Source organism: Sphingomonas colocasiae (assembly GCF_019880585.1).
GTDB lineage: Bacteria > Pseudomonadota > Alphaproteobacteria > Sphingomonadales > Sphingomonadaceae > Sphingobium_A > Sphingobium_A colocasiae.
The window spans coordinates 96,357-120,159 of record NZ_JAINVV010000012.1 but is presented as its reverse complement, the minus strand read 5'-3'; the positions used below and the strand labels follow the sequence as shown (position 1 = coordinate 120,159).

Genomic DNA, 23,803 nt, shown 5'->3' with positions numbered 1-23,803 from the left:
GTTTTTCGCCTTGCGGTACGCGGGGCGCCAGATTTTGAATGGGAGGTCGCGATGACCGAGACGATGTACGATTACCAGCATGTCGAGGGCGGCGTGCCGATCAAGATGTGGACGCGCGGCGTGCCCGTCGACGACAAGGCGCGCGCGCAGCTTGCGCGCGCGGCGCAGATGCCGTTCATCTTCAAGCATGTCGCGGCGATGCCCGACGTGCATGTGGGGATCGGCGCGACCGTGGGCTCGGTGATCCCGACCAAGGGCGCGGTGATTCCCGCCGCCGTCGGCGTCGATATCGGCTGCGGTATGATGGCGGCACGGACCTCGCTGGTCGCGAGCGACCTTCCGGACAATCTGGAAGCCATCCGCTCGGCGATCGAGCAGGCGGTGCCGCATGGCCGATCGGTCGGGCGCGGCAAGCGTGACACGGGTTCGTGGGGCGATCCGCCCCCGGCAATCGTCGAGGCCTGGGCGACGCTCGTCGCGCGCTTCGATCGGATCACCGACAAATATCCGCGGCTGAAGAACACGAACAACCTCGTACATCTCGGCACGCTGGGCACGGGCAATCACTTCATCGAGCTGTGCCTGGACGAGGAACAGCGCGTCTGGGTGATGCTGCATTCCGGCTCGCGCGGCGTCGGCAATGCGATCGGCAGCTTCTTCATCGAACTGGCGAAGCAGGACATGCGCAAATGGCACATCAACCTGCCCGATCAGGATCTCGCCTATTTTCCCGAAGGCACTGATCATTTCGACGATTATGTCGAGGCGGTCGGCTGGGCGCAGGATTATGCGGCGCTCAACCGGCGGATGATGATGACCAATGTCATCCGTGCGCTCCGCAAGCAGATCGCCAAGCCATTCGATGCCGAGCTGGAAGCGGTGAATTGCCATCACAACTACGTCCAGCGCGAAAATCACTTCGGTGAGAATGTGCTGGTCACCCGCAAGGGCGCGGTGCGTGCCGCCAAGGGCGTGATGGGCATCATCCCGGGATCGATGGGCGCCAAGTCGTTCATCGTGCGCGGGCTGGGCAATGCCGAATCGTTCGACAGCTGCAGCCATGGCGCGGGGCGGGTGATGTCGCGCACCCAGGCCAAGAAGGAAGTGTCGCTCGCCGAGCACATCGCCGACACGGCCGGGGTGGAATGCCGCAAGGACGAAAGCGTGATCGACGAGACGCCGCGTGCGTACAAGCCGATCGAGGCGGTGATGGCCGCGCAGGCCGATCTGGTCGAGATCGTCCACAGGCTGAAGCAGGTGGTGTGCGTGAAGGGCTAGGGCCGATCGACATTCAGCCCATACCGGCCTGCAAATGGCGGTTTCCCGCGCTTCCGGTGCTCACGTACAGAAAGTACGCTGCGCTCCGGGTCACGAAAAACCACCATTTTCGACTCGGTCTGAACTGAATGTCGATCGGCCCTACGCTCCCTTCGCGCGCATCGTTCGGCACCATGAGAGACTGGGTCAAGGAATGGCACCCGGACGGGCGCCTCTGCATATGGCGTTATGCCGATCCTGGGCGAAACTGGCGAGGCTGGCATCTCGCCGCGGATCCGGTGGGGTGCCGCTCGCTGAGGAGGCTGCTCGATTGTATGCAGGGAGGTGAAGCATGTTCGCGGAAGTTTGGGCTTGCGCCTGTCACCGGCGCAATTTTGAGCGTGCCGAACGCTGGCCGGAAGATCGAGGTGCACTTCAAGAGATTGCGGATCTCGTATCTGCCCGATTTCGAAGATTTGCATCTCGCGGCCGAGGATGAGCGGTTGCTCATGACCGTGGGTGATCGGCGGATACACAAGCTGTCTTCGGCCTTCGCCTTGGTCGAGAAGGGCGGTGGCGATTTCGATGTCCGCACTTCGGAGGATCGGAAGGCCGATCCCTGGATGTTCTGGTGGATGCCCGACATCAATTATCATTTGGAAAACAGACAATGATCATCATCGACGGATCTGAGGGCGAAGGCGGCGGACAGGTGGTGCGCAATGCATGCGCGCTGTCGCTCGTCACCGGCCAGCCGTTCCGCATCGTCAATATACGCGGCGGGCGTGAGAAGCCCGGCCTGATGCGCCAGCATGTCACCGCGATCGAGGCGGCCTGCACGCTCGGCAATGCGGAATGCGAGGGGCTGGCGGTCGGTGCATCCGAAATCGCCTTCCGCCCGGGCCGCGTCGCGCCCCGCGAATATCGCTTTTCGGTCGGCACCGCCGGCAGCACGGGGCTGGTGCTTCAGACGATCCTGCCGCCGCTGATGCTGGCGGACGGGCCGTCGCGGATCGTGCTCGAAGGCGGCACGCATAACATGCTCGCGCCGCCGTTCGATTTCATCGAACGCAGCTTCCTGCCGATCGTCAACCGCATGGGCCCGCATGTCGAGGCGCGGCTGGCGCGGCATGGCTTTTATCCGCGCGGCGGCGGCCGGATCGAGGTGGAGATCACGCCGGCGCCGCTGTCGCCGATCGATTGCCTGTCGCGCGGCGCATCGCTGCACCGCGCGGCGACCGCACTGTTCGCGGCTCTGCCGTTCGAGATCGCCCAGCGTGAGCTTTCAGCGGCGCGCAAGCTGCTCAACTGGCCGGAAGCGGTTTTCGCGGTACGTGAGCTTCCCGCCGAGCAGGGGCCGGGCAATATCCTGCTGCTCGAGGCCGGCTTCGAACATGTGACCGAGATCGTCAGCGGTTTCGGCAAGCTCGGCGTTACCGCCGAAACGGTCGCCAAGACCGCGGCGTCGCGCATGAAGGGGTATCTGGCGAGCGACGCCTTTGCCGGACCCTATCTGGCGGATCAGTTGCTGCTGCCCTTCGCGCTGGCGGGCGGCGGCAGCTTCACCACGGTCAAGCCGAGCCAGCACGCGCTGACCGCGGCGGACATCATCGAGCGTTTCCTTGGGCGGCGGTGCGTGTTCGAGCAGGTCGAATCGGGCGCGCATCTGATGACGGTGCGGTGATCGTGTTTTCCCCTCCCGCTCGCGGGAGGGGAGATTCTCTTATCGCCCGATCATCGTTTCCGGGCGGACGAGGCGGTCGAAGGTCTCGTCGTCGACAAGGTCGAGCGCCAATCCTGCCTGTTTGAGCGTCAGCCCGTTCAGATGCGCGTGCTTGGCGATCTTCGCGGCATTGTCATAGCCGATCTCGGGCGCGAGCGCGGTGACCAGCATCAGCGATCGATCGACGAGTTCGGCGATTCGCGTCTCGTCGGCTTCCATGTCGTCGACGGTGCGTTCGGCGAAGCTTTCCATGCCGACCGCGAGCAGATGGATCGAGCGCAACAGGTTGGCGCCGATCATCGGCTTGAAGACGTTGAGTTCCAGATGGCCTTGCAGGCCGCCCACGGTGATCGCCTGATGGTTGCCGATCACCTGCGCCGCGACCATCGTCAGCATCTCGCACTGGGTGGGATTGACCTTGCCGGGCATGATCGAACTGCCCGGCTCGTTCGCGGGCAGGATCAGTTCGCCGATGCCCGATCGCGGCCCCGATCCGAGCAGGCGGATATCGTTGGCGATCTTGGTGAGCGCCACCGCCAGCGTCGAAAGCGTGCCGGAGAGATGGACGATCGGGTCGTTCGACGCCAGCGCCTCGAACTTGTTCTCGGCGGTGAAGAAGGGCAGGCCGGTCAGGCCCGCGAGTTCGGCGGCGATCGCCGCGCCGAAGCCCGCCGGCGCGTTGAGCCCGGTGCCGACGGCGGTGCCGCCCTGGGCGAGCTGGCACATGCCGTGCGTCACCGCCGGCTCGATCCGGTTGCGGCAGCGGTAGAGCTGGTTGACATAGCCCGAAAATTCCTGGCCCAGCGTCAGCGGGGTCGCGTCCTGCAAATGGGTGCGGCCGATCTTGACGATATGGTCCCACGCCTTCGCCTTGGCATCGAGCGCGTCGTGCAGCCGCGCGAGCGCGGGCATCAGCGCCGTGGTTGCGGCGCGCGCGGCGGCGATGTGCATCGCGGTCGGGAAACTGTCGTTGGACGATTGGCCCATATTGACGTGATCATTGGGATGGACGGGGCTCTTGCCGCCGCGCGTGCCCGTCAGCAGTTCGTTGGCGCGGCCCGCGATCACCTCGTTGACATTCATGTTCGATTGCGTGCCCGATCCGGTCTGCCAGATCACGAGCGGGAACTGGTCGTCATGATCGCCGGCGACGATTTCGGCAGCCGCCGACTCGATCGCGTCGGCGATCTCGCCCGGCAGGCCGTGCGCACGGTTCACCCGCGCCGCCGCCTGCTTCACCAATGCCAGGGCATGGACGATGCCGATCGGCATCCGCTCGGTCTCGCCGAAGGGGAAATTCTCGATCGATCGCTGGGTCTGCGCGCCCCAATAGGCCTGGGCCGGCACCGCGATGGCGCCGATGCTGTCGGTTTCGGTGCGCGTGGCCGTCATTCCATCCTCCGTCGTGGCTGCGGAGGGCAAATGGCGTTTACGGAAAGGATATGCCAGCCCCGAAGAGGCCGGCGCGGATTATTTCTTCCGCCCGAAATCCACGGTGACGACGTTCGATCCGTCCTCGACCGGCACCGCCACCGGGCGGTCGTTCTCGGCTTCGTGCTCGGCGTCGGAGGCTTCGTCGCCCTGCGCCTGGAATTGCAGCGCGAAATTGACGGCGGGATCGTGGAAGCCCGTCACCGCCGCGAAGGGAATCACGAGATGCGCGGGCACCTGGTTGAAGCTCAGCGCGACCTCGAAGCCGTCTTCGGCCACTTTCAGGTCCCAGAAGCGATTCTGCAGGACGATCGTCATCTCGTCGGGGAATCGCTCGCTCAGATGGCGGGGAATGTCCACGCCGGGCGCGCCGGTCTTGAAGGTGATGTAGAAATGATGCTGGCCGGGCAGGCCGCCCGATCGTTCGACTTCGCCCAGCACACGGCCGACGACGGCGCGCAGCGCTTCCTGCACGATCTCGTCATAGGGAATCAGGCTGTCGGGCGTTTCGTCGCTCATCGCGCCGTGGTGAACGCTGATGCGCGGCTGGTCAAGTGATTGCGCCAGCATTCCGGCGCGCTATAGGGGCGCATCATGCGCACAGCGACCATAGCCCGCAAGACCAAGGAGACCGAGATCGACGTCACCGTCAATCTCGATGGCACCGGAGTCTATACGGTTTCGACCGGGATCGGCTTTCTCGATCACATGCTTGAACAGCTTTCGCGGCATTCGCTGATCGATCTCGATGTGAAGATCGTCGGCGATCTGCATGTCGACCAGCATCATACCACCGAGGATTCGGGAATCGCGATCGGCGAGGCGATCAGCCGCGCATTGGGCGACCGTCGCGGTATCACCCGCTACGGCACCGCCTATGCGCCGATGGACGAGACGCTGACCCGCGCTGCGATCGACATTTCGGGCCGTCCCTTCCTGGTCTGGAAGGCGGCGTTCAGCCAGCCGCGACTGGGCGAGATGGATACCGAGCTGTTCGAGCACTGGTTCCACGCCTTTTCGGGCGCCGCCGGCATCACGCTGCACGTCGAGGCGCTTTACGGCCGCAACAACCACCATATCATCGAAAGCGCGTTCAAGGCGCTGGCGCGCGCGCTGCGCCAGGCGGTCGAGATCGATCCGCGCAAGGCCGATGCGATTCCCTCGACCAAGGGTACGCTCGGGGGCTCGGCCACCGGTGACTGAGACCGTCGCGCTGATCGATTATGGCGCGGGGAATCTCCATTCGGTTCACAACGCGCTGAAGGCGGCGGGCGCCGAGGGTGTCGTGGTGACCGCGGATCCCGCGATCGTGCGCGCCGCCGATCGGATCGTGCTGCCCGGCGTCGGCGCCTATGCCGCCTGCGCCACGGCGCTCAACGCCGTGGCCGGCATGCGCGAGGCGCTGGAGGATGCGGTGCGCGTCAATGCACGGCCCTTTCTCGGCATCTGCGTCGGCATGCAGCTGATGGCCGACCATGGCGAGGAACTGGGCGGGCATGCGGGGCTCGGCTGGATCCGGGGCACGGTGTCCGCGCTCGCTCCCGCCGATCCCGCGCTGAAAGTGCCCCATATGGGATGGAACAGCGTCTCGCCGACGATCGGCCATACGCTGCTGGAAGCCGGCGAAGCCTATTTCCTGCACGGTTTCGCCTTTGAAGGCACCGACGTGCTGGCGTTGACCGACCATGGCGGCCCGGTGACCGCCGCGATCGGGCGCGACACGATGATCGGCGTCCAATTCCACCCCGAGAAGAGCCAGCGTTACGGGCTCAGCTTCCTCGAACGTTTTCTGGACTGGAAACCATGAGCCTTATCGTCTTTCCCGCGATCGACCTGAAGGGCGGCCAGGTCGTCCGCCTGGCCGAAGGCGACATGGATCGCGCCACCATCTATGGCGACGATCCGGCCGCGCAGGCGATGCTGTTCGCCGATGCGGGGGCGGAACATCTCCATGTCGTCGATCTCGACGGCGCCTTTGCCGGCCAGTCGGTCAATGGCGAGGCGGTGAAGGCGATCGTCGAGCGTTTTCCCGGCCATGTGCAATTGGGCGGCGGCATTCGCGACCGGGCGGCGATCGAGCGCTGGTTCGATCTGGGCGTCTCGCGCATCGTGATCGGCACCGCCGCGCTCGAAAATCCGGAGCTTGTGCGTACCGCCGCGAAGGATTTCCCGGGCGGTATCGTCGTCGCCGTCGATGCGCGCGACGGCATGGTCGCGACCAAGGGCTGGGCGGATGTCTCGACGGTTTCGGCGGTCGACATGGCGCGCCGGTTCGAGGATGCCGGCGTCGCCGCGCTGCTCTTCACGGATGTCGGCCGCGACGGCCTGCTCAAGGGCTGCAATGTCGAGGCGACCGTCGATCTCGCGCGGAGCTGCGACATTCCGGTGATTGCCAGCGGCGGCGTCGCCGGCATCGGCGACATCCGGATGCTCGCCATCCATGCGCGCGATGGCATCGAGGGCGTGATCACCGGGCGGGCGCTTTATGACGGGCGGCTCGATCTGGCGGCGGCATTGTCGGTCGCGCGGGTATGATCTGTTTCCCGAATCCGTTCGGGCTGAGCCTGTCGAAGCCCTGTCCTTCCTTGGCGCCGGAACAAAAGACAAGAACAGGACTTCGACAGGCTCAGCCCGAACGGGATGGGGCGGGTCTTCGCGCATGACTGTCCGCGCCCGCGTCATCCCCTGTCTCGACGTGGCGAACGGCCGCGTCGTCAAGGGCGTCAATTTCGTCGATCTGCGCGATGCGGGCGACCCGGTGGAGGCTGCGCGCGCCTATGACGCGGCGGGCGCCGACGAACTCTGCTTCCTTGATATCTCGGCCAGCCACGAAGGGCGCGGCACGCTGCTCCACATGGTCCGCCGCACCGCCGAGGTCTGTTTCATGCCGCTCACCGTCGGCGGTGGCGTGCGCAGTCCGGAGGATGCCCGCGCGCTGCTGCTGGCCGGCGCGGACAAGGTGGCGGTCAACAGCGCCGCGGTGGCGCGGCCCGAACTCGTCGCCGACATGGCCGACCGTTTCGGCAGCCAGTGCGTCGTCGCATCGGTCGATGCGCGACAGGTGGCGACCGGCCGCTGGGAGATCTTCACCCATGGCGGCCGGCGCGAAACCGGGATCGACGCGCTCGAACACGCGGTCCGCCTGGCCGAACTCGGCGCCGGCGAACTGCTCGTCACCTCGATGGACCGGGACGGCACGCGCGACGGCTATGATCTGGCGCTGACGCGCGCCATCGCCGATGCGGTGACGGTGCCCGTCGTCGCCAGCGGCGGCGTCGGCGCGCTCGACCATCTCGTGGCCGGCATCGTCGAGGGTCATGCCAGCGCGGTGCTGGCCGCTTCGATCTTCCATTTCGGCCAGCACAGCATCGCCGAGGCGCACGCGGCGCTTGCCGCGGCCGGGATTCCGGTGCGCGCGCCTTTACATGATGCGCGCATCGCGGCAGACGCACGGGCATGAGCGACGCGATCGACAGGCTGGAAGCGGTGATCCGCGCGCGCCGCGCCGCCGATCCCGATACATCCTATGTCGCGAAACTGACCGCCAAGGGCCGCGCAAAGATGGCGCAGAAGCTCGGCGAGGAAGCCGTGGAGACCGTGATCGCTGCGATCGCGGACGACCGCGCGGGGGTCACCTCGGAAGCGGCGGACCTGATCTTCCATCTCGCCGTGCTCCTCGCCGATCTCGATCTGTCCTTCGCCGACGTCTTCGCCGAGCTCGACCGGCGCGAGGGCGTTTCGGGGCTGGCGGAAAAAGCGGCGCGCCCGAAGGATTGATCGCCAGAGAGCGATCGAAAACATAAGGACCGAACATGCCGATCGACGTCACCCGGCCCTATGACGACCAGAATATCTTCGCGAAGATCCTGCGTGGGGAAATCCCGAACCGGACCGTCTATGAAGACGATCACGCGCTCGCTTTTCACGACATCAATCCGCAAGCGCCCCATCATATCCTGGTGATCCCGAAAGGAGCCTATGTTTCGTGGGACGATTTCTCCGCCAAGGCTTCGGACGCGGAGATTGCGGGCTTCATTCGCGCGGTCGGCCATGTCGCGCGCGAAGCCGGTATGGTCGAGCCGGGATACCGGCTGCTGGCGAATATCGGCGCGGATGGAGGGCAGGAGGTTCCGCACCTGCATATCCATATCTTCGCAGGCAAGCCGCTGGGGCTGATGATCGCGCGATAGGCTATGCCATATAGACTATTGCGCTCAGGTCATTAGCCACTAGGCTCCGCCGCCATCACAACCACGAGGAAAGCGCCTGATAAAGGCGTGGGGGAATCATTGATGATATTTGGGCGCATCAAGTCACTCGATGCAATTCTTGCAACCGCCGAGAAAAAATCGCTGACGCGCTCGCTGGGGGCTTTCCAGCTCACCATGCTCGGCATCGGCGCCGTGATCGGAACCGGCATCTTCGTGCTGACCGCCGAAGCCGCGCAAAAGGCGGGGCCGGGCATGATGCTCTCCTTCGTCATCGCCGGCGTGGTCTGCGCGGTCGCGGCACTCTGCTACGCCGAAATGGCGGCGATGGTGCCGGTTTCCGGTTCCGCTTACACCTATAGCTATGCCGTGATGGGCGAGTTGATCGCCTGGATGGTCGGCTGGGCCCTGATCCTCGAATATGCCGTGGCGGCGGGCGCCGTCTCGGTCGGATGGTCGGGCTATGTCGTCGGGCTGATAGAAAACGCCTTTTCGATAGACATACCGGATATGCTGGTACGCGGGCCTTATGACGGTGGTATCGTCAACCTGCCCGCCATGGCGATCGCCGGGCTCGTCACCTGGCTGCTCGTGATCGGCACCAAGGAAAGCGCGTTCGTCAACGCAGTCCTCGTCGCGATCAAGGTCTCCGCGCTGACGCTGTTCATCATCCTGGCGCTGCCCGCGATGAACATGGAGAATTTCACGCCCTTCTCGCCGCTCGGTTTTGCCGGCGTTTCGGCGGCCGCAGCCTCCATCTTCTTCGCCTATGTCGGCTTCGACGCGGTTTCGACCGCTGCCGAGGAAACCAAGAATCCGCAGCGCAACATGCCGATCGGCCTGATCGGCTCGCTCGCCATCTGCACCATCTTCTACCTGCTCGTCGCGTCTGGCGTGATCGGCAGCGTCGGTGCGCAGCCGCTGCTTGGCCCCGACGGCGCCGCGCTGCCCCCGGGCAGCACCGACCTCGCCAAGGCCTGCGTCGCGCATGCCGCCAGCACCGGCAGCGAAGCGGTGGTCTGCTCGAAGGAAGCGCTGGCCTGGACGCTGCGTGAAATCGGCTGGCCGCAGATCGGCAACCTGATCGGCCTCGCCGCCGGCCTGGCGCTGCCCTCGGTCATCCTGATGATGATGTACGGCCAGACCCGCATCTTCTTCGTCATGAGCCGCGATGGCCTGCTGCCGCCGGTCTTCTCGAAGATCCATCCGAAGTTCCACACGCCGCACGTGATCACGATCCTGACCGGTGTCTTCGTCGCGCTGTTCGCCGCTTTCTTCCCCGTCGGGAAGCTGGCGGATATCTCGAACAGCGGCACCTTGTTCGCCTTTGCCGCCGTGTCGATCGCGGTTCTGATCCTGCGCCGGACCGATCCTGGCCGCCGCCGTCCGTTCCGCACGCCTGCCGTCATCATCACCGCACCGATCGCGGTTGCGGGCTGCATGTATCTCTTCATCAGCCTGGGTCATGAAACCAAGCTGATGTTCCTCGGCTGGGCGGCGATCGGCCTTGTCGTCTATTTCCTGTACGGCCGTCGCCGGAGCCATGTCGGCCTGGGCCATGACGAAGTGCATGAAACCGATGCCGACACGCCGCAGCAGCCGGTCCCGCCCGTTCCCAAATTCTGATCGGGCTTGAACGCAAAAAGAAAAGGGGAGGCCTCGGCCTCCCCTTTTTTTGCTTTACCGAACTGTGCTGACTTCAGCCAAAGCGCTTCGTCACCAGTTCCTTGAGATCGGCCTCGGGACGGGCGCCATAATGCGAGATGATCTCGGCGGCGCAGATCGCGCCCATGGTCAGGCTGTCCTCGACCGAGCGGCCCTCGGCCTGCCCGGCCAGGAAGCCGGCGGCGAACAGGTCGCCGGCGCCGGTGGTGTCGACGACCGTGTCGATCGGTTCGGCCGGCGCCGCGAAGCGCGCGCCGTCCTTGATCGCGATCGCGCCCTTCTCGCTGCGCGTCACCACCAGCAGCGGCACGCTCGCGCTCGCCTTGGCCACCGCCGCCTCGAAATCGTCGAGTTCGGTCAGCGCGGTGATCTCAGCCTCGTTGGCGAACAGGATGTCGATATCGCCATCCTCGATCAGCTTCACGAAATCGGCGCGATGGCGCGAGATGCAGAAGGTGTCGGACAAGGTGAACGCCACCTTGCGGCCGGCGCCGCGCGCGATCGCGATCGCCTTGCGCATCGCGGCGCGGGGTTCCTCGGGATCCCAGAGATAGCCTTCGAGATAGAGGATCGCCGCATCGGCGATCAGCGCCTCGTCCAGCGCTGCCGCCGGCAGGAACTGCGAGGCTCCCAGAAAGGTGTTCATAGTGCGCTGGCCATCGGGGGTCACCAGGATCAGGCAGCGCGCCGTCGGCGGTTCGGCTTCGGCGCGGACTTCGGTGGTGAAGGAGACGCCCTGCGCGCGGATATCGTGCGCGAACACCGCGCCGAGCTGATCCGGCGCGACCTGGCCGATGAAACCGCATTTGCGCCCGAGCGCCGCGAGCCCGGCGACGGTGTTGGCCGCCGATCCGCCGCTCGCTTCCAGGCCGGCGCCCATCTTGGCGTAGAGCGCTTCCGCTTCTTCGGTGGTGAAGAGCAATTGCATCGAGCCCTTGGCCAGCCCTTCCTGCGCGATAAAGCCATCGTCGGCGCGGGCGATCACGTCGACGATCGCGTTGCCGATGGCGACGATGTCATGACTGGGCTGGCTCAATTCGAAAACTCCTGCGCGATGCGTATATTTTCCGGCCTCTAGTGAGGGAGGGTGACCGGTGCAACCGCACGTTGACGGGGGCGGCCATGATGCCGCATCCCTCTGTCATGCTTCGTGCTTTCCTGTCTTCGCTCGGTCAGCTCGCCGATCCGCCGATCCTGAAGGTGTTGGGGAAAAGCCTGGCCGCCACGCTCGCCATCGTCATTCTCCTCGGCGCGGCGTTCTGGTGGGCGGTGACCAGCCTGGCCGCATCATGGGGGTGGGGTGCGAATGGCGGCTTCGCGGTCGCGGCCGGCGCCGCGATGATCGCAGTGATCTCGGCTTGGCTGCTGTTCCGCGTCGTCGCCGTTGCGGTGATCGGCCTGTTCGCCGATGCGGTGGTCGAGGCGGTCGAGCGGCGGCACTATCCCGAAGCGCTGGCGCGTGCGCGCCCGGTTTCGCTCGCGCGGACCGTGCATATGGGATTGGCCTCGGCCGGTCGTGCGCTGCTGTTCAACCTGTTGGCGCTGCCCGTCTATCTGGCGTTGCTCGTCACCGGCATCGGCACCGTCGCGCTGTTCGTGGTGGTCAACGCGCTGCTGCTCGGCCGCGATCTGGGCGAGATGGTCGCCGCCCGCCACATGGATTCGTCGGCGATCCGGGGCTGGCTCGGGACGACGCGAACCAGCCGCTTCGCGCTGGGGCTTGTCGTGACCGGGTTGTTCGTGGTTCCTGTCGCCGGTCTGCTGGCGCCGATCCTGGGAGCGGCGATGGCGACGCATCTGTTTCACGGGAGGGATGAATGAGGATAGCCCGCTGGGCCTGTGGCGCCATGTTGGCGCTGCTCGCGGGATGTGGCGGCGGCGCCCCGGTCCGGCCGGTTGCGGCGCCCGTGCCCCCGCCGTCTCGCCCGGCGCCGATCCCGACGGCGGGACTGGAACGCGTGATGGGGCAGACCGCCAAGTCGCTGACCAGCATGTTCGGCCGCCCCGATCAGGATGTGCGGGAGGCCAATGGCCGCAAGCTCCAGTTCGGCAGCGGCGTCTGCGTGCTCGACGCCTATCTCTATGCGCGCCGCAACGGGCAGGAACCGGTGGTCACCTATGTCGACGCACGCCAGCTCGACGGTTCGGACGTCGATCGCGCGTCGTGCGTCGCCTCGTTCGCGCGCCGCTGAAGCAGTTCAAGCCGGATCGCAAGCCAACCTCGCGATCGCCCAGCGCGCGGCGTCGGCCACCGCTTCATCCTCGTCCTCCGTCAAGGGTGACAGGCGCTCGAGCAGGCCCGGGTCGCCGCTGTTGCCCGCCGCGATCGCGGCGTTGCGCACCATGCGGTTGCGGCCGATCCGCTTGATCGGCGAGCCCGCGAAGACCTGGCGGAAACCGGCATCGTCGAGCGCGAGCAGATCGGCGAGCGCCGGCGCCGCCAGTTCCGCGCGCGGCAGGAAGGCGCGATTGGCGGCGGCGGCGGCGGCGAACTTGTTCCAGGGGCAGACCGCCAGGCAATCGTCGCAGCCATAGATGCGGTTGCCCAGCCTGGCGCGGAACTCCTCCGGGATCGGCCCCTTATGCTCGATCGTGAGATAGGAGATGCAGCGCCGCGCATCGACGCGATACGGTGCCGGAAAGGCATCGGTCGGGCAGGCGCGCTGACAGGCGTCGCACGATCCGCAGCGGCCGCCGCCGGGCGCGTCGGGCGCCAGTTCCAGCGTCGTATAGATCGCGCCCAGGAACAGCCAGCTGCCATGCGCGCGGTTGACGAGATTGCTGTGCTTGCCCTGCCAGCCGATCCCGGCGGCTTCCGCGAGCGGCTTCTCCATCACCGGGGCAGTGTCGACGAACACCTTGAGTTCGGGCGCGGAGTCGTCGCTCGTCGCATTGGCGACGATCCAGCGCGCGAGTTCCTTCAGCGCGCGCTTGACCACATCGTGATAGTCGCCGCCCTGCGCATAGACCGAGATCCGGCCGATGCCGCCTTCCGCCTCCAGTCGAAGCGGATCGGCGCCGGGCGCATAGCTCATGCCCAGCATGATCACCGATCGCGCCTGTGCCCATAATCCCTGCGGCCGTGCGCGCTCCGCCGCGCGGCTTTCCATCCAGATCATGTCGCCATGCCGGCCTTCCGCCAGCCATTGATGCAGCCGCGCCGCGCTTTCGGGCGCGGCGTCGGCGCGCGCGATTCCGCATGCGGCAAAACCGATCCGGGCCGCTTCCTTTTTCAGGGCGGATTGGAAGTCGCTGTTTATCATAAACTAACCGCTTGCTAGCATAAGACGCGACAACGGTTCGAGACCAGCCGGTTGATCCGCCCGATCGCGGATGTGTGTGGGGACACAAACGGACGATGAAGGCCTGTATTTCGTATGTGGGAAGCGGCCGCTTCCTGATCTTTCTACTTGCCGTGGCGATTCTGGTCGGCATGGCGTTCGGTTATTTTGGCGCGGGGCTTGGCGGGCCGCTGCTCGACATGCTGTCCGATCCGGCGGCGAACGAGGCGCGGCTGGCGGCGATGACGGCGGACCAGCGCTCGACTCACCTGCTGATCACGCTGACGCTCGATATGATCTATCCGATCGCCTATGGCGGCGGCTTCGCCAATCTTTCGGCACGGCTGGTCGATCGCAACAAGCTGCTGGTCGCGGCGCCCGGATTGGCGCTGATCCTGGTCGATCTGACCGAGAATGTGCTGATCGCGCTGATGCTTCAGGGCGATACGGCGGTGATTCCGGCCAAGACGCTGGTGACCCAGGCCAAATGGTGGCTGTTCGGCGGTTGTTCACTGCTCGTCGCCGGGCTGGCGATCATCGCCGCGATCCGCCATTATGCCGGCGGAGTGGCCAAACCGTCAATCGGCGGGCACGCGTCCAGGGAGATTTGATGGCCGATCAGCCGGCGGTCCGCGCATCGGGGCTCACCAAATATTTCGGCAGCCGCACCGCGGTGGACGGCGTCGATCTTTCGGTGCCGCAGGGCATGATCTACGGCGTGCTCGGCCCCAATGGCGCGGGCAAGACGACGACGCTGCGCATGGTGCTCGGCATCATCGAGCCCGATCGCGGCACGCGCGCCATCTTCGGCAATCCGCGCCCGCGCGCGGTGGGCGACAGGATCGGCTATCTTCCCGAGGAGCGCGGTCTCTATCCCGCGATGAAAGCGCGCGAGGCGATCGCGTTCATGGGTGCGCTGCGTGGGCTGGATTGGCAGGAGGGCCGCGCCCGCGCCGCGACGCTGCTGGAGAATGCGGGTCTCGGCCATGCGGTGGACGAGAAGATCCGCAAGCTTTCGAAAGGGATGGCGCAGCTCGTCCAGTTGCTCGGCTCGCTGGTGCATCGCCCCGATCTGATCGTCCTCGACGAACCCTTTTCGGGGCTCGACCCCGTCAATCAGGAACGGCTCGAGGCGCTGATCGTGGCGGAGCGCGCGCGGGGGGCCACAATCCTTTTCTCCACCCATGTCATGGCGCATGCCGAACGCCTCTGCGATCGGCTGGCGATCATCGCCGGCGGCAAGCGGCGCTTCGAGGGCACGGTCGACGATGCGCGCGCGATGCTGCCGATGCGCGCCACCTACACCCCGCGCAACGATAGCGAGGGTGTGGCGGCGCTGCTGCCCCCCGGCGCCGAGCATCGCGACGATCGCTGGCGTTTCATCGTGCCCGATAATGGGGTGGAGCCGTTGCTGGAGAAGCTGATCGCGCGGGGCCATGGCATTGCCGGTCTGTCGATCGAGCGGCCGGGCCTGCACGACGCCTTTGTACGCATCGTCGGCCAGGCCAATATCGGGGACGTCGAATGAAGCGCCTGTTCCGCCAGACCGCGGTGATCGCACGGCGCGATTTCGTCGCCACGGTGGCGACGCCGACCTTCCTTGTCTTCCTGCTCGCGCCGCTCTTCATGATCGGTTTCGGCCTGGTCGGGGGCCTGGGCGCATCGAAAATGGCGTCGAACGTCACCGAGCGGGCGGCGATCGCGGCGCTCGTGCCCGCCGTGGATGGCGCGAAACTGCAGCGCGCGGATGCGACGCTGCGCGCCACCTATCGGTCGGAGAACAAGCCGGCCGAACTGCGGGTGCTGGCGCCGGCCGCCGATCCCGATGCGCAGGCGCGTGCGCTGATGGCGGACAAGGAGACCGACGTCTATGCCGTGCTTTACGGGCCGCTCGATCGCCCGACGATCCTGCGCGCGTCGACCAGCGAGATTTCGGCGCCTTATCTGGCCGAACTGGCCGAACAGGCGCTGCGCAACGATCGGGCCGGCATCGTCGCCGGGGAACGGCTGAGCCATCCCGATATCTCCGCCGTCACGCGCGAGGCGCCCAGCCGCAGCGGCCGCCAGAGCATCGGCTTCGGTGCGGTCTTCGTGATCTTCTTTCTGACCTTGCTGCTCGCCGGTCAGGCCGTCGGCATGATGGCGGAGGAAAAGGGCAACAAGGTGATCGAGATCCTGGCGGCGGCGGTGCCGCTGGAGGCGGTGTTCCTCGGCAAGCTGATCGGCATGTTCGGGGTGGCGCTGCTGTTCATCGCCTTTTGGGGCACGATCGCCGGTGGCGCGGTCCTGATCCAGCCCGACGCCGCGTCGATCGCCGCCTCGGTCCCGGCCATCGGCTTTCCGCTCTTCTTCCTGCTGGGCGCCGCCTATTTCACCATGGCCTATATGCTGCTCGGCGCGGTGTTCCTGGGGGTTGGCGCCCAGGCCTCGACGGTGCGCGAAATCCAGATGCTGTCGCTCCCGATCACCATCGTCCAGGTCGGCATGTTCGGCCTTTCCTCGGCCGCCGCATCGTCGCCGGGATCGACGCTCGCCTTCTTCGCGCAGATCTTTCCGCTCAGTTCCCCCTTCGCGATGGCGGCGCGGGGTGCCACCGATCCGCGGCTTTGGCCGCATCTCCTGGCCCTGGGCTGGCAACTGTTCTGGGTGGCGCTTACCATCACCGTCGCGGCCCGCCTGTTCCGTCGCGGCGTGCTCAAATCGGGTTCGGGCGGCTTCAAGTTCCTGTTCGGGCGCAAGCGCGACGGAGATCTTGCCGAAGCCGATCCGGACTCGTTGACACAGATGTAAATAGTGGCATTCTGCAACTCAACGCGTTGCCCGGGCGGATCGCATCCGCCCAGGTCATGAACACGCGATATAGGAGAAATGCCGATGGCCACGCTCGCCCCCGCAGCCACGCCGCTCGCGCCCGCAGATCCGCTCGATGTCAGCCGCGCCGAGCTCTATACCGAACATCGCTGGCAGGAACCGTTCCGGCGGCTGCGCGCAGAAGCGCCGATCCATCGCTGCGAGGATAGCGCTTTCGGCCCTTACTGGTCGATCTCGACCTACAAGCCGATCGTTCATGTCGAATCGCTGCCCGAACTCTATTCGTCGTCCTGGCAATATGGCGGGATCACGCTGGCCGATCCCAAGGAAACCGCCAATTTCTCGATGCCGATGTTCATCGCGATGGACCGGCCCAAACATACCGAGCAGCGCCGCACCGTCGCTCCCGCCTTCACCCCCAGCGAGATCGCCCGGCTTGCCGATTCGATCCGGCACCGCACCGGCGACCTGCTCGACGAACTGCCCTGGGACAAGGAATTCGACTGGGTCGATACCGTCTCGATCGAACTGACCACGCAGATGCTGGCGATCCTGTTCGACTTCCCATGGGAGGATCGCCGGCTGCTGCCCTATTGGTCGGACTGGGCCGGCAATATCGAGCTTGTCCATAACGAGGAAACGCGCAAGCAGCGGCTCGACATCATGTTCGAGATGGCGGGCTATTTCGCGCGGCTCTGGGCAGCGAAGGCCGGCGCGCCGCCCCAGCCGGACCTGATCTCGATGATGGCGCATTCCGAAGCGATGAGCCACATGGAGCAGAACGAATTCATCGGCAATCTCGTGCTGCTGATCGTCGGCGGCAACGATACGACGCGCAATTCGATGTCGGGCCTCGTCTATGGGCTCGACCAGTTTCCGGACGAGCGCGCCAAGCTGGAGGCGGATCCGGGGTTGATCGCCAATGCGACCGCGGAGATCATCCGCTGGCAGACGCCGCTCGCGCATATGCGCCGGACGGCGGCGGAGGACAGCGAGCTGTTCGGCCACAGGATCGCCAAGGGCGACAAGCTGGCGCTCTGGTATATTTCCGGCAATCGCGACGAGAGCGTGTTCGAGGATGCCGATCGGCTGAAGGTGGATCGCGAGAATGCGCGGCGGCATCTGTCGTTCGGTTACGGCATCCACCGCTGCGTCGGCGCGCGGCTCGCCGAACTCCAGATCTCGATCCTGCTGGAGGAGATGGCGAAGCGGCGGATGCGCGTGAATGTCTCGGGAGCGGTCGAGCGGGTTCCGGCCTGCTTCGTCAACGGCTATAAGAAACTGCCGGTGACGCTCAGTCGTTATTGAAGCACCGCGCGGAAAAGTGGGAACCGGTTTTCCGCAAAGCGATGCGACAACAAAAACGTGGATCTGACCGGCGGAGACGGTCGATGATGGCGGTGATGAGCAGGCGCGTGTTGATCGGATCGGCGGTCGCCATGGGTGCGGGCGCCGGTTTTCTCGGCTTGCGCGCATTGGCGGCGCCCCAGCAGCGCTTTCCGCTGACGCTCAGCGATGCCGAATGGCGCAAGCGGTTGAGCCCCGCCCAATATGCGGTGTTGCGTCAGGCGCATACCGAGCGGGCGTTCACCAGCCCGCTCGACAAGGAAAAGCGCGCCGGCACTTTCGTCTGCGCGGGGTGCGCACTGCCGCTTTTCTCTTCGAAGACCAAGTTCGACAGTGGCACGGGTTGGCCCAGCTTCTGGGCGCCGTTGCCCGACGCGGTGGGCACGGGCCGCGATTTCGACCTGGGCGTGCTGCGCATCGAGGTGCATTGTCGCCGCTGTGGCGGCCATCTCGGCCATGTCTTCGACGACGGCCCGCGCCCGACGGGCAAGCGCTATTGCATGAACGGCACCGCGATGAAGTTCGTGGCCAGTAAGATCTAGAGCAGGTTGTGCGAAATCCGAATCACGCAGCCTGCTCTAAATATTTGTGATCGCATCGTTGTTGCGGAAAATCGGTTCCCACTTTTCCGCACGATGCTCTAGTTGCGCGCCATTTCCGCCAGTTCGACGGCACGATCCGACGCCGCCTGCAGCGTGCGCGCCACCAGCGAGTCGATCGACTGATCGGCATCGAGTATGTTGAGTCCGGCCCGGGTGGTGCCGCCGGGGCTGGCGACGCGGTCGGCGAGCGTTGCGGGGCTGACATCCGACGCTGCGGCAAGCGCCGCCGCCCCGCCCACCGTGGCCAGCGCGAGCGCCGCCGCCTGATCGGGCGCGAACCCCAGTTTCTCCGCACCCTTGGCGATCGCGTCGATGAAGCGATAGACGAAGGCCGGCCCCGATCCGGAGACGGCCGTACCGGCATCGATCAGCGCTTCGCGATCGACCCATAATGCAAGGCCAAGCGGTCGCGCCAATGCGTCCGCCACGTCATGAGCGTTGGCGCCATCGCGGCAGATGTGGAGGATCGAGGCGCCCTGGCCCAGGGCCGCGGGCAGATTGGGCATCAGCCGCACGATGCCGCCGGCCCGCGCGAAGCGATCGCCGAGCGTTGCGCCGTCGATGCCGGCCATGATCGAGATCACCACGGTTTCCGGACCGGTGAGCGCGTCGATCGTGCCGGCGGTCTCAATGAAGATCTGCGGCTTGATGCCGATGAGCAGCGCGGCAGGGGCGGGCTCGTCGGCCGGTGGTACGGCGCACAGGCGGACACCCTCGGGCGCATCGGTGCGCATCGGATCGACGATCGTGACGGCGGCGGGATCGAGCCCCGATTCGAGCCAGCGGGAGAGCATGGCGCCGGCCATGTTGCCGCAGCCGAGCAGCCAGAGCGGACGCGAGGGTGTGAAGGGAAAAGCCATGGCGAGGCCGATAGGCGAATTTCGGCGCGCTGTCATTCCCGCCGGAGCGGATTCAGCGCGCCGCCACCTGCGCCGGTTGCGGCGCACTGCCGCCGCCCGTGCGCACCGAAAGCAGCTTGCCGAGCTTGCTGCGGAAGGCAGCGAGATCGGCGCCGGCGAGCAGCGAGGTCTGGATGAACGACACCGAACGCGGATTGATCGCGACGCCGTTCTTGTAGAGTTCGTAATGGAGGTGCGGACCGGTCGAGAGGCCCGTCGAGCCGACATAGCCGATCACCTGGCCCTGGCGGACGCGCGTGCCGACGCCCACGGCGATCCGGCTCATATGCGCATAGCCCGTGCCCAGCCCGCCGACATGGTTGAGGCGCACATAATTGCCGTGGCCGCCATGGCGACCGGCGAAGGAAACGACGCCGTCGGTGGCGGCGTAGATCGGGGCGCCGGAAGGCGCGCCGAAATCGATGCCCTTGTGCAGGCGCGAATAGCCGAGCAGCGGATGGCGCCGCATGCCGAAGCCGGAGGTCATGCGCCCCGCGACCGGCGTCGCCATCACGCCGCGCTTCTGGCCGACGCCCGACGCCTCGAACCATTCGGTGCGTCCGCCGATCGTCCATTCGAGCAACTGGATGCGCCGGCGGCCCTGGTCGAGCCCGGCATAAAGCAGCTTGCCGATCTCGACCTCGCCGGTTTCGGCGCGGGCCTGTTCGACGATGATGTCGAACCGGTCGTCGGAACGGACGTCGCCGCCGATCGAAACCTTGGTGGCCAAGGCGCGGATATAGGCCTCGACCGCCTTGCCGGGTACGCCGGCCGCGCGCGCGGATCGATAGAGGCTGTCGCCCACGCGGCCCTGGATGCGCAGCGGGGTATTGTCGACGGCGATCGGCACGCGGTTGAGCACGAGCACGCCGTTGACGCGCGAAATCTCCAGGCGAAGGTCGAAGCGGGCGCGGAACGCCAGATAGTCGAGCGGCCGGGCGACGTTGCGGTTGGCGCGGCGGCCCAGCGTCACATCCATGCGCGTGCCCGGCTTGATATCGCCCAACGCGACCACGCCGGCGACCATGTCCGAAACCCTGGCGGCTTCGTTCTCGGCGATGCCGGCGCGTTCGAGCACGCGTTTGAAACCGTCGCCCTGGCCGAGCGTCGCGACAAGATCGATCGATGGGCGTTCGGGCGTGTTCGTCAGCGGAACGACCGCGTCGGTCGACGACATGCGGCGCCCGGTGTCGCCGCCGAGCGCCAGCGGCGCGATCGACTGGGCGCGGGCTTCGTCCCAGCTATCCGGGCTCATCGGCTGCGGGCTGAGCCCGGCGACCGGACGGAAGCCGGGCGAAAGCGCCCAGGCGGCGGAAATCAAGACGACGCAGGTGGCAAGACCGCGGAACCATTCGCGCGATCCGATACCGGCGCCCAGATCGGGAACCAGCTCGACATCGGCGAGCCGCGCTTCAAGCTTGTTCCAACGGCCTTCGGGCTGGGCCTTGCGGCCGAACGGCCGGGAGAGCGCGGTTCCCGAAAGCGCGTTGTCGAGCGTCAGGGCCGCGACAGGCCCTCCGTCACCGAAACCATGGTCGTTGCGCTGGTACAAGTTGCGCCCCTCAAAAGCGGTGCCCGCACACCGCGACTCCCAATGAGCTATAGCATGTCTGTGAAGGCAGAGGGTTAAAGTCAAATTAAGCCGGTATGTTTCTGCAAGAAGTGCGGCGGGCCGTGCCGATCGGTCGGCGGGTGCAAATCTTTCTCGCCGGTGCTTGCGCACAGCCGCGTGATTGCCGATCTTGGCCGTATGAGCCGTTTCGCGCGTTCGCCGGTTACCGCCATTCTCGGGCCGACCAATACCGGCAAGACCCATCTCGCCGTCGAGCGGATGTGCGGTCATGCCAGCGGCATGATCGGCTTCCCGCTGCGCCTGCTGGCGCGCGAGGTCTATGATCGCGTCGTCGCGATCAAGGGCAGGGAACAGGTGGCGCTGATCACGGGCGAGGAGAAGATCCTGCCCGACAAGGCACGCTGGTTCCTCTGCACTGCGGAAAGCATGCCGATCGACCGCGACGTCGCCTTTGTCGCGCTCGACGAGGCGCAACTGGGCGCCGATCCCTCGCGCGGCCATGTCTTCACCGATCGGCTGCTGCGCGCGCGGGGACGCGAGGAAACGATGATCCTGGGCTCGGAGAGCCTGAAGCCGCTGATCCGCGCGCTGGTGCCCGATGCGGAGATCATCGGCCGCCCGCGTTTCTCGACGCTCAGCTATGCCGGCGCGAAGAAGCTCTCCAAGCTGCCGCCGCGTTCGGCGATCGTCGCCTTCTCGGCCGAGGAAGTCTATGCCGTCGCGGAGATGCTGCGCCGGACCAAGGGCGGTGCGGCGGTGGTGATGGGGGCCTTGTCGCCACGCACGCGCAACGCGCAGGTCGCGATGTTCCAGGCGGGCGAGGTCGATTATCTGGTCGCGACAGACGCGATCGGCATGGGCCTCAACATGGATGTGGCGCATGTCGCGTTCGCCGGGCTCGCCAAGTTCGACGGCCATCGCCGCAGGCGGCTGACGCTTGCCGAAATGGCGCAGATCGCGGGCCGCGCCGGCCGCCATCAGCGCGACGGCACATTCGGTACATTGGGGGCGGAGGAAGGCGGCATCGCCTTCACCCCCGAGGAGATCGAACGGATCGAGGAGCATCGCTTCCCGCCGCTCGACCATCTCTATTGGCGCGACGGCCTGCCCGATCTGTCGAGCCTCGACGCGCTGATCGCCGCGCTGGAGACGCGGCCGACCGAGCCGCTGTTGCGCGCGGCGCCCGAGGCGGTGGACCTGGCGGTATTGCGCCGGCTGGCCGACGAACCATGGGTGCGCGATCGCGTCCGCGCGCCCGCACTGGTCCGCCGGCTATGGGCCGCCTGCGGCCTGCCCGATTTCCGCAAGACCGGCGCCGATCACCATGCGCGGCTGGTCGGGCGGGTGTTCAGGCATCTGAGCGAAGGCGCCGGCCATGTTCCGGTATCCTGGTTCGCCGACGAGATCGCCCGGCTCGATACCATCCAGGGCGATGTCGAGACGCTGGCGGACCGGATCGCGGCGGCGCGCACCTGGGCCTATATCGCGCATCGCAACGATTGGCTGGCCGATCCCGCGCATTGGGCGGAGCGGACGCGCGCGGTGGAGGAGAAATTGTCCGACGCGCTGCATGCCAAGCTCACCCAGCGCTTCGTGGATCGACGGACGGCGGTGCTGATGCGCGAGATCGGCAGCGATCCCGATGCCATGCCGGTGACGATCGCGGAAGATGGCGAGGTGTCTGTCGATGACGAACCGATCGGCCGGCTGGTCGGCTTCCGCTTCAGCGTGGCGCCCGATGCGCGGCTGGCCGACCGGCGCAAGCTGCTCGCCGTCGCCGAACGCCGGCTTGGGCGCGAACTGGCGCGGCGCGCGCGCTTGCTCGCCGATGCGCCGGATGCCGCGCTGACCCTGATCACGCTCGCCGGCGAGCGGCCGGCGATCGTCTGGGACGGGCATGTCGTCGCACAGCCGCAGGCCGGCCGTTCCTTGCTCGCGCCGCGGCTCCGGCTGGATCGCGCGCTCGACATGCTCGACGGGGCGGACCGCAAGGCCGTCTCGGCACGGCTGGATCGCTGGCTGGCCGGGCGGATCGATCATGTACTGCGGCCCCTTGTGCGGATGACGGCGGCCGCCGCCGATCCGGCGACGCCGCCGCCGTTGCGCGCGCTGCTCGCGCCATTGGCCGAGGCGGGCGGCGTGATCGAGCGGGCGGCGCTCGAAACTGCGCTCGGCGCGCTCGACAAGGCCGGGCGTCATGGCGCGCGCAGGCTGGGCTTGACCATCGGCGCGCTCGACCTGTTTCATGCGCAACTGCTGAAGCCGGAAGCGATGCGCTGGCGTGCCGCCCTGGCCGCGATTCGCGCGGAAGCGGCGATGCCGCTGACCGCCCCGCCGGGGGCGGCGGTCGTCGCGGCGCCATCGCCCGGATCGGATTTTCGGATGCTGGGCAGCCAGGCGCTCCGCGTCGACCTGGTCGAGCGGATCGCCCGCGCGGCGCACGACGCGCGCGATGGCCGACGCCCCTTCGTGCCCGATCCGTCGCTGGCGGTGTCGATGGGGCTGGGCGCGGACGCGCTGGCGCGATTGATGCGCCTGCTTGGATTCGAGGCGCACGAGCAGGCCTGGCGCTATCGCGGCCGGGTCAAGCCGCGAACGGTGCGTGCGGTACGTCCCGGCAGCGCTTTCGCCGATCTGGAAAGGCTGGTCGCGCATGGCCGCTGATGCGGGGAGCAGTCAGCGTATCGATCGCTTCCTGTGGTTCACGCGGCTGACCAAGACGCGCAGCCAGGCCCAGGCGCTGTGCGAGGAGGGGCATATCCGCGTCGACGGACGCCGCATCGAGCGGGCGCATGCGCCCGTGCGCGTGGGCAATGTCGTCAGCCTGTTCGTCCAAGGCCGCGTCCGGGCGATCCGGATCGACAGGCTGCCCGTGCGGCGTGGACCCGCGCCCGAAGCGCAGGCCTGCTACACCGACCTTGCCGCGGCTCCCGAAATGAGAACGACTTGCAGCAGTGCGGGGAATATTGACGCGGACGAATCGCATCCATAGCAGGGCCGAATTGG

Annotated in this window: 25 protein-coding genes; 19 read left to right on the top strand and 6 right to left on the bottom strand. The window is 66.6% G+C overall.

The window, feature by feature from the left end:
• Window positions 1–51: 51 nt before the first annotated feature.
• The 3 genes from K7G82_RS24425 (at window position 52) to rtcA (ending at window position 2,941) form a co-directional block, all read left to right on the top strand.
• Entirely contained in the window at window positions 52–1,278 is a 1,227-nt protein-coding gene (locus tag K7G82_RS24425; protein ID WP_222992578.1) for an RtcB family protein, read from the top strand.
• A gap of 173 nt (window positions 1,279–1,451) precedes the next feature.
• A complete protein-coding gene (locus tag K7G82_RS24420; protein ID WP_222992577.1) occupies window positions 1,452–1,931 on the top strand; it encodes a hypothetical protein in 480 nt (159 codons plus the stop codon).
• The gene (gene rtcA, locus K7G82_RS24415; RefSeq protein WP_222992576.1) at window positions 1,928–2,941 is read left to right on the top strand and encodes an RNA 3'-terminal phosphate cyclase; all 1,014 of its coding nucleotides are present in this window, start codon (window positions 1,928–1,930) and stop codon (window positions 2,939–2,941) included. The genes K7G82_RS24420 and rtcA overlap by 4 nt, the downstream gene beginning before the upstream one ends.
• Window positions 2,942–2,980: 39 nt before the next feature.
• On the opposite strand, the gene fumC is transcribed toward rtcA, so the two are convergent.
• Window positions 2,981–4,372 (bottom strand): class II fumarate hydratase, encoded by a 1,392-nt coding sequence (gene fumC / locus K7G82_RS24410; protein ID WP_222992575.1) that lies wholly within the window; start codon window positions 4,370–4,372, stop codon window positions 2,981–2,983.
• A 78-nt stretch (window positions 4,373–4,450) separates the two neighbouring features.
• Entirely contained in the window at window positions 4,451–4,930 is a 480-nt protein-coding gene (locus K7G82_RS24405) for an SspB family protein (RefSeq protein WP_222992753.1), read from the bottom strand.
• A 75-nt stretch (window positions 4,931–5,005) separates the two neighbouring features.
• Here K7G82_RS24405 and hisB point away from each other — a divergent pair, with 75 nt between their 5' ends.
• The 7 genes from hisB to K7G82_RS24370 all read left to right on the top strand — a co-directional run bounded on the left by hisB (window position 5,006) and on the right by K7G82_RS24370 (window position 10,245).
• Window positions 5,006–5,614, top strand: a complete 609-nt coding sequence (hisB, locus tag K7G82_RS24400; protein WP_222992574.1) for an imidazoleglycerol-phosphate dehydratase HisB — start codon at window positions 5,006–5,008, stop codon at window positions 5,612–5,614.
• Window positions 5,607–6,218, top strand: a complete 612-nt coding sequence (gene hisH / locus K7G82_RS24395; RefSeq protein ID WP_343228636.1) for an imidazole glycerol phosphate synthase subunit HisH — start codon at window positions 5,607–5,609, stop codon at window positions 6,216–6,218. Before hisB ends, hisH begins: the two co-directional genes overlap by 8 nt.
• The gene (hisA, locus tag K7G82_RS24390) at window positions 6,215–6,946 is read left to right on the top strand and encodes a 1-(5-phosphoribosyl)-5-[(5-phosphoribosylamino)methylideneamino]imidazole-4-carboxamide isomerase (RefSeq protein ID WP_222992572.1); all 732 of its coding nucleotides are present in this window, start codon (window positions 6,215–6,217) and stop codon (window positions 6,944–6,946) included. The genes hisH and hisA overlap by 4 nt, the downstream gene beginning before the upstream one ends.
• A 124-nt stretch (window positions 6,947–7,070) precedes the next feature.
• Window positions 7,071–7,871 (top strand): imidazole glycerol phosphate synthase subunit HisF, encoded by an 801-nt coding sequence (gene hisF / locus K7G82_RS24385; RefSeq protein ID WP_222992571.1) that lies wholly within the window; start codon window positions 7,071–7,073, stop codon window positions 7,869–7,871.
• Window positions 7,868–8,188, top strand: a complete 321-nt coding sequence (locus K7G82_RS24380) for a phosphoribosyl-ATP diphosphatase (RefSeq protein ID WP_222992570.1) — start codon at window positions 7,868–7,870, stop codon at window positions 8,186–8,188. Before hisF ends, K7G82_RS24380 begins: the two co-directional genes overlap by 4 nt.
• Before the next feature lie 35 nt (window positions 8,189–8,223).
• Window positions 8,224–8,601 carry a histidine triad nucleotide-binding protein gene (locus K7G82_RS24375; RefSeq protein ID WP_222992569.1) on the top strand — a complete coding sequence of 126 codons (378 nt, stop codon included), beginning with the start codon at window positions 8,224–8,226 and terminating at the stop codon, window positions 8,599–8,601.
• A 102-nt stretch (window positions 8,602–8,703) separates the two neighbouring features.
• Window positions 8,704–10,245, top strand: coding sequence for an amino acid permease (locus K7G82_RS24370; RefSeq protein WP_222992568.1), 1,542 nt, complete (start codon window positions 8,704–8,706; stop codon window positions 10,243–10,245).
• Window positions 10,246–10,318: 73 nt separating this feature from the next.
• Here the strand turns inward: K7G82_RS24370 and K7G82_RS24365 are convergent, their stop codons facing one another.
• On the bottom strand, window positions 10,319–11,320 hold the full coding sequence (locus K7G82_RS24365; RefSeq protein WP_222992567.1) for an adenosine kinase: 1,002 nt from the start codon (window positions 11,318–11,320) through the stop codon (window positions 10,319–10,321).
• 107 nt (window positions 11,321–11,427) lie between these two features.
• Between K7G82_RS24365 and K7G82_RS24360 the strand changes: the two genes are divergently transcribed.
• Together K7G82_RS24360 and K7G82_RS24355 are read left to right on the top strand one after the other, a co-directional pair.
• The gene (locus K7G82_RS24360; RefSeq protein ID WP_222992752.1) at window positions 11,428–12,105 is read left to right on the top strand and encodes an EI24 domain-containing protein; all 678 of its coding nucleotides are present in this window, start codon (window positions 11,428–11,430) and stop codon (window positions 12,103–12,105) included.
• Complete coding sequence (locus K7G82_RS24355; RefSeq protein ID WP_222992566.1) at window positions 12,102–12,476, top strand: hypothetical protein; 375 nt, start codon at window positions 12,102–12,104, stop codon at window positions 12,474–12,476. Before K7G82_RS24360 ends, K7G82_RS24355 begins: the two co-directional genes overlap by 4 nt.
• Before the next feature lie 6 nt (window positions 12,477–12,482).
• Here K7G82_RS24355 and queG read toward each other — a convergent pair whose 3' ends face one another.
• Window positions 12,483–13,547, bottom strand: a complete 1,065-nt coding sequence (queG, locus tag K7G82_RS24350) for a tRNA epoxyqueuosine(34) reductase QueG (protein ID WP_222992565.1) — start codon at window positions 13,545–13,547, stop codon at window positions 12,483–12,485.
• A 95-nt stretch (window positions 13,548–13,642) separates the two neighbouring features.
• Between queG and K7G82_RS24345 the strand changes: the two genes are divergently transcribed.
• The 5 genes from K7G82_RS24345 to msrB all read left to right on the top strand — a co-directional run bounded on the left by K7G82_RS24345 (window position 13,643) and on the right by msrB (window position 18,265).
• The gene (locus K7G82_RS24345; RefSeq protein ID WP_222992564.1) at window positions 13,643–14,176 is read left to right on the top strand and encodes a hypothetical protein; all 534 of its coding nucleotides are present in this window, start codon (window positions 13,643–13,645) and stop codon (window positions 14,174–14,176) included.
• Window positions 14,176–15,093: an ABC transporter ATP-binding protein gene (locus K7G82_RS24340; protein ID WP_222992563.1), complete on the top strand. Its 918-nt coding sequence runs from the start codon at window positions 14,176–14,178 to the stop codon at window positions 15,091–15,093. The genes K7G82_RS24345 and K7G82_RS24340 overlap by 1 nt, the downstream gene beginning before the upstream one ends.
• Window positions 15,090–16,355: an ABC transporter permease gene (locus K7G82_RS24335; RefSeq protein WP_222992562.1), complete on the top strand. Its 1,266-nt coding sequence runs from the start codon at window positions 15,090–15,092 to the stop codon at window positions 16,353–16,355. The genes K7G82_RS24340 and K7G82_RS24335 overlap by 4 nt, the downstream gene beginning before the upstream one ends.
• An 84-nt stretch (window positions 16,356–16,439) precedes the next feature.
• On the top strand, window positions 16,440–17,684 hold the full coding sequence (locus K7G82_RS24330) for a cytochrome P450 (protein WP_222992561.1): 1,245 nt from the start codon (window positions 16,440–16,442) through the stop codon (window positions 17,682–17,684).
• A gap of 95 nt (window positions 17,685–17,779) precedes the next feature.
• Complete coding sequence (gene msrB / locus K7G82_RS24325; RefSeq protein WP_246623840.1) at window positions 17,780–18,265, top strand: peptide-methionine (R)-S-oxide reductase MsrB; 486 nt, start codon at window positions 17,780–17,782, stop codon at window positions 18,263–18,265.
• A gap of 98 nt (window positions 18,266–18,363) precedes the next feature.
• On the opposite strand, the gene K7G82_RS24320 is transcribed toward msrB, so the two are convergent.
• A complete protein-coding gene (locus tag K7G82_RS24320; RefSeq protein ID WP_222992559.1) occupies window positions 18,364–19,185 on the bottom strand; it encodes a pyrroline-5-carboxylate reductase family protein in 822 nt (273 codons plus the stop codon).
• Between the two features lie 52 nt (window positions 19,186–19,237).
• Window positions 19,238–20,776, bottom strand: coding sequence for a M23 family metallopeptidase (locus tag K7G82_RS24315; protein ID WP_246623839.1), 1,539 nt, complete (start codon window positions 20,774–20,776; stop codon window positions 19,238–19,240).
• A 198-nt stretch (window positions 20,777–20,974) separates the two neighbouring features.
• On the opposite strand from K7G82_RS24315, the gene K7G82_RS24310 reads away from it, so the two are divergent.
• On the top strand, window positions 20,975–23,461 hold the full coding sequence (locus K7G82_RS24310) for a helicase-related protein (protein ID WP_222992558.1): 2,487 nt from the start codon (window positions 20,975–20,977) through the stop codon (window positions 23,459–23,461).
• Window positions 23,451–23,789, top strand: a complete 339-nt coding sequence (locus K7G82_RS24305) for an RNA-binding S4 domain-containing protein (protein WP_222992557.1) — start codon at window positions 23,451–23,453, stop codon at window positions 23,787–23,789. The genes K7G82_RS24310 and K7G82_RS24305 overlap by 11 nt, the downstream gene beginning before the upstream one ends.
• The last annotated feature ends 14 nt before the right edge of the window (window positions 23,790–23,803 follow it).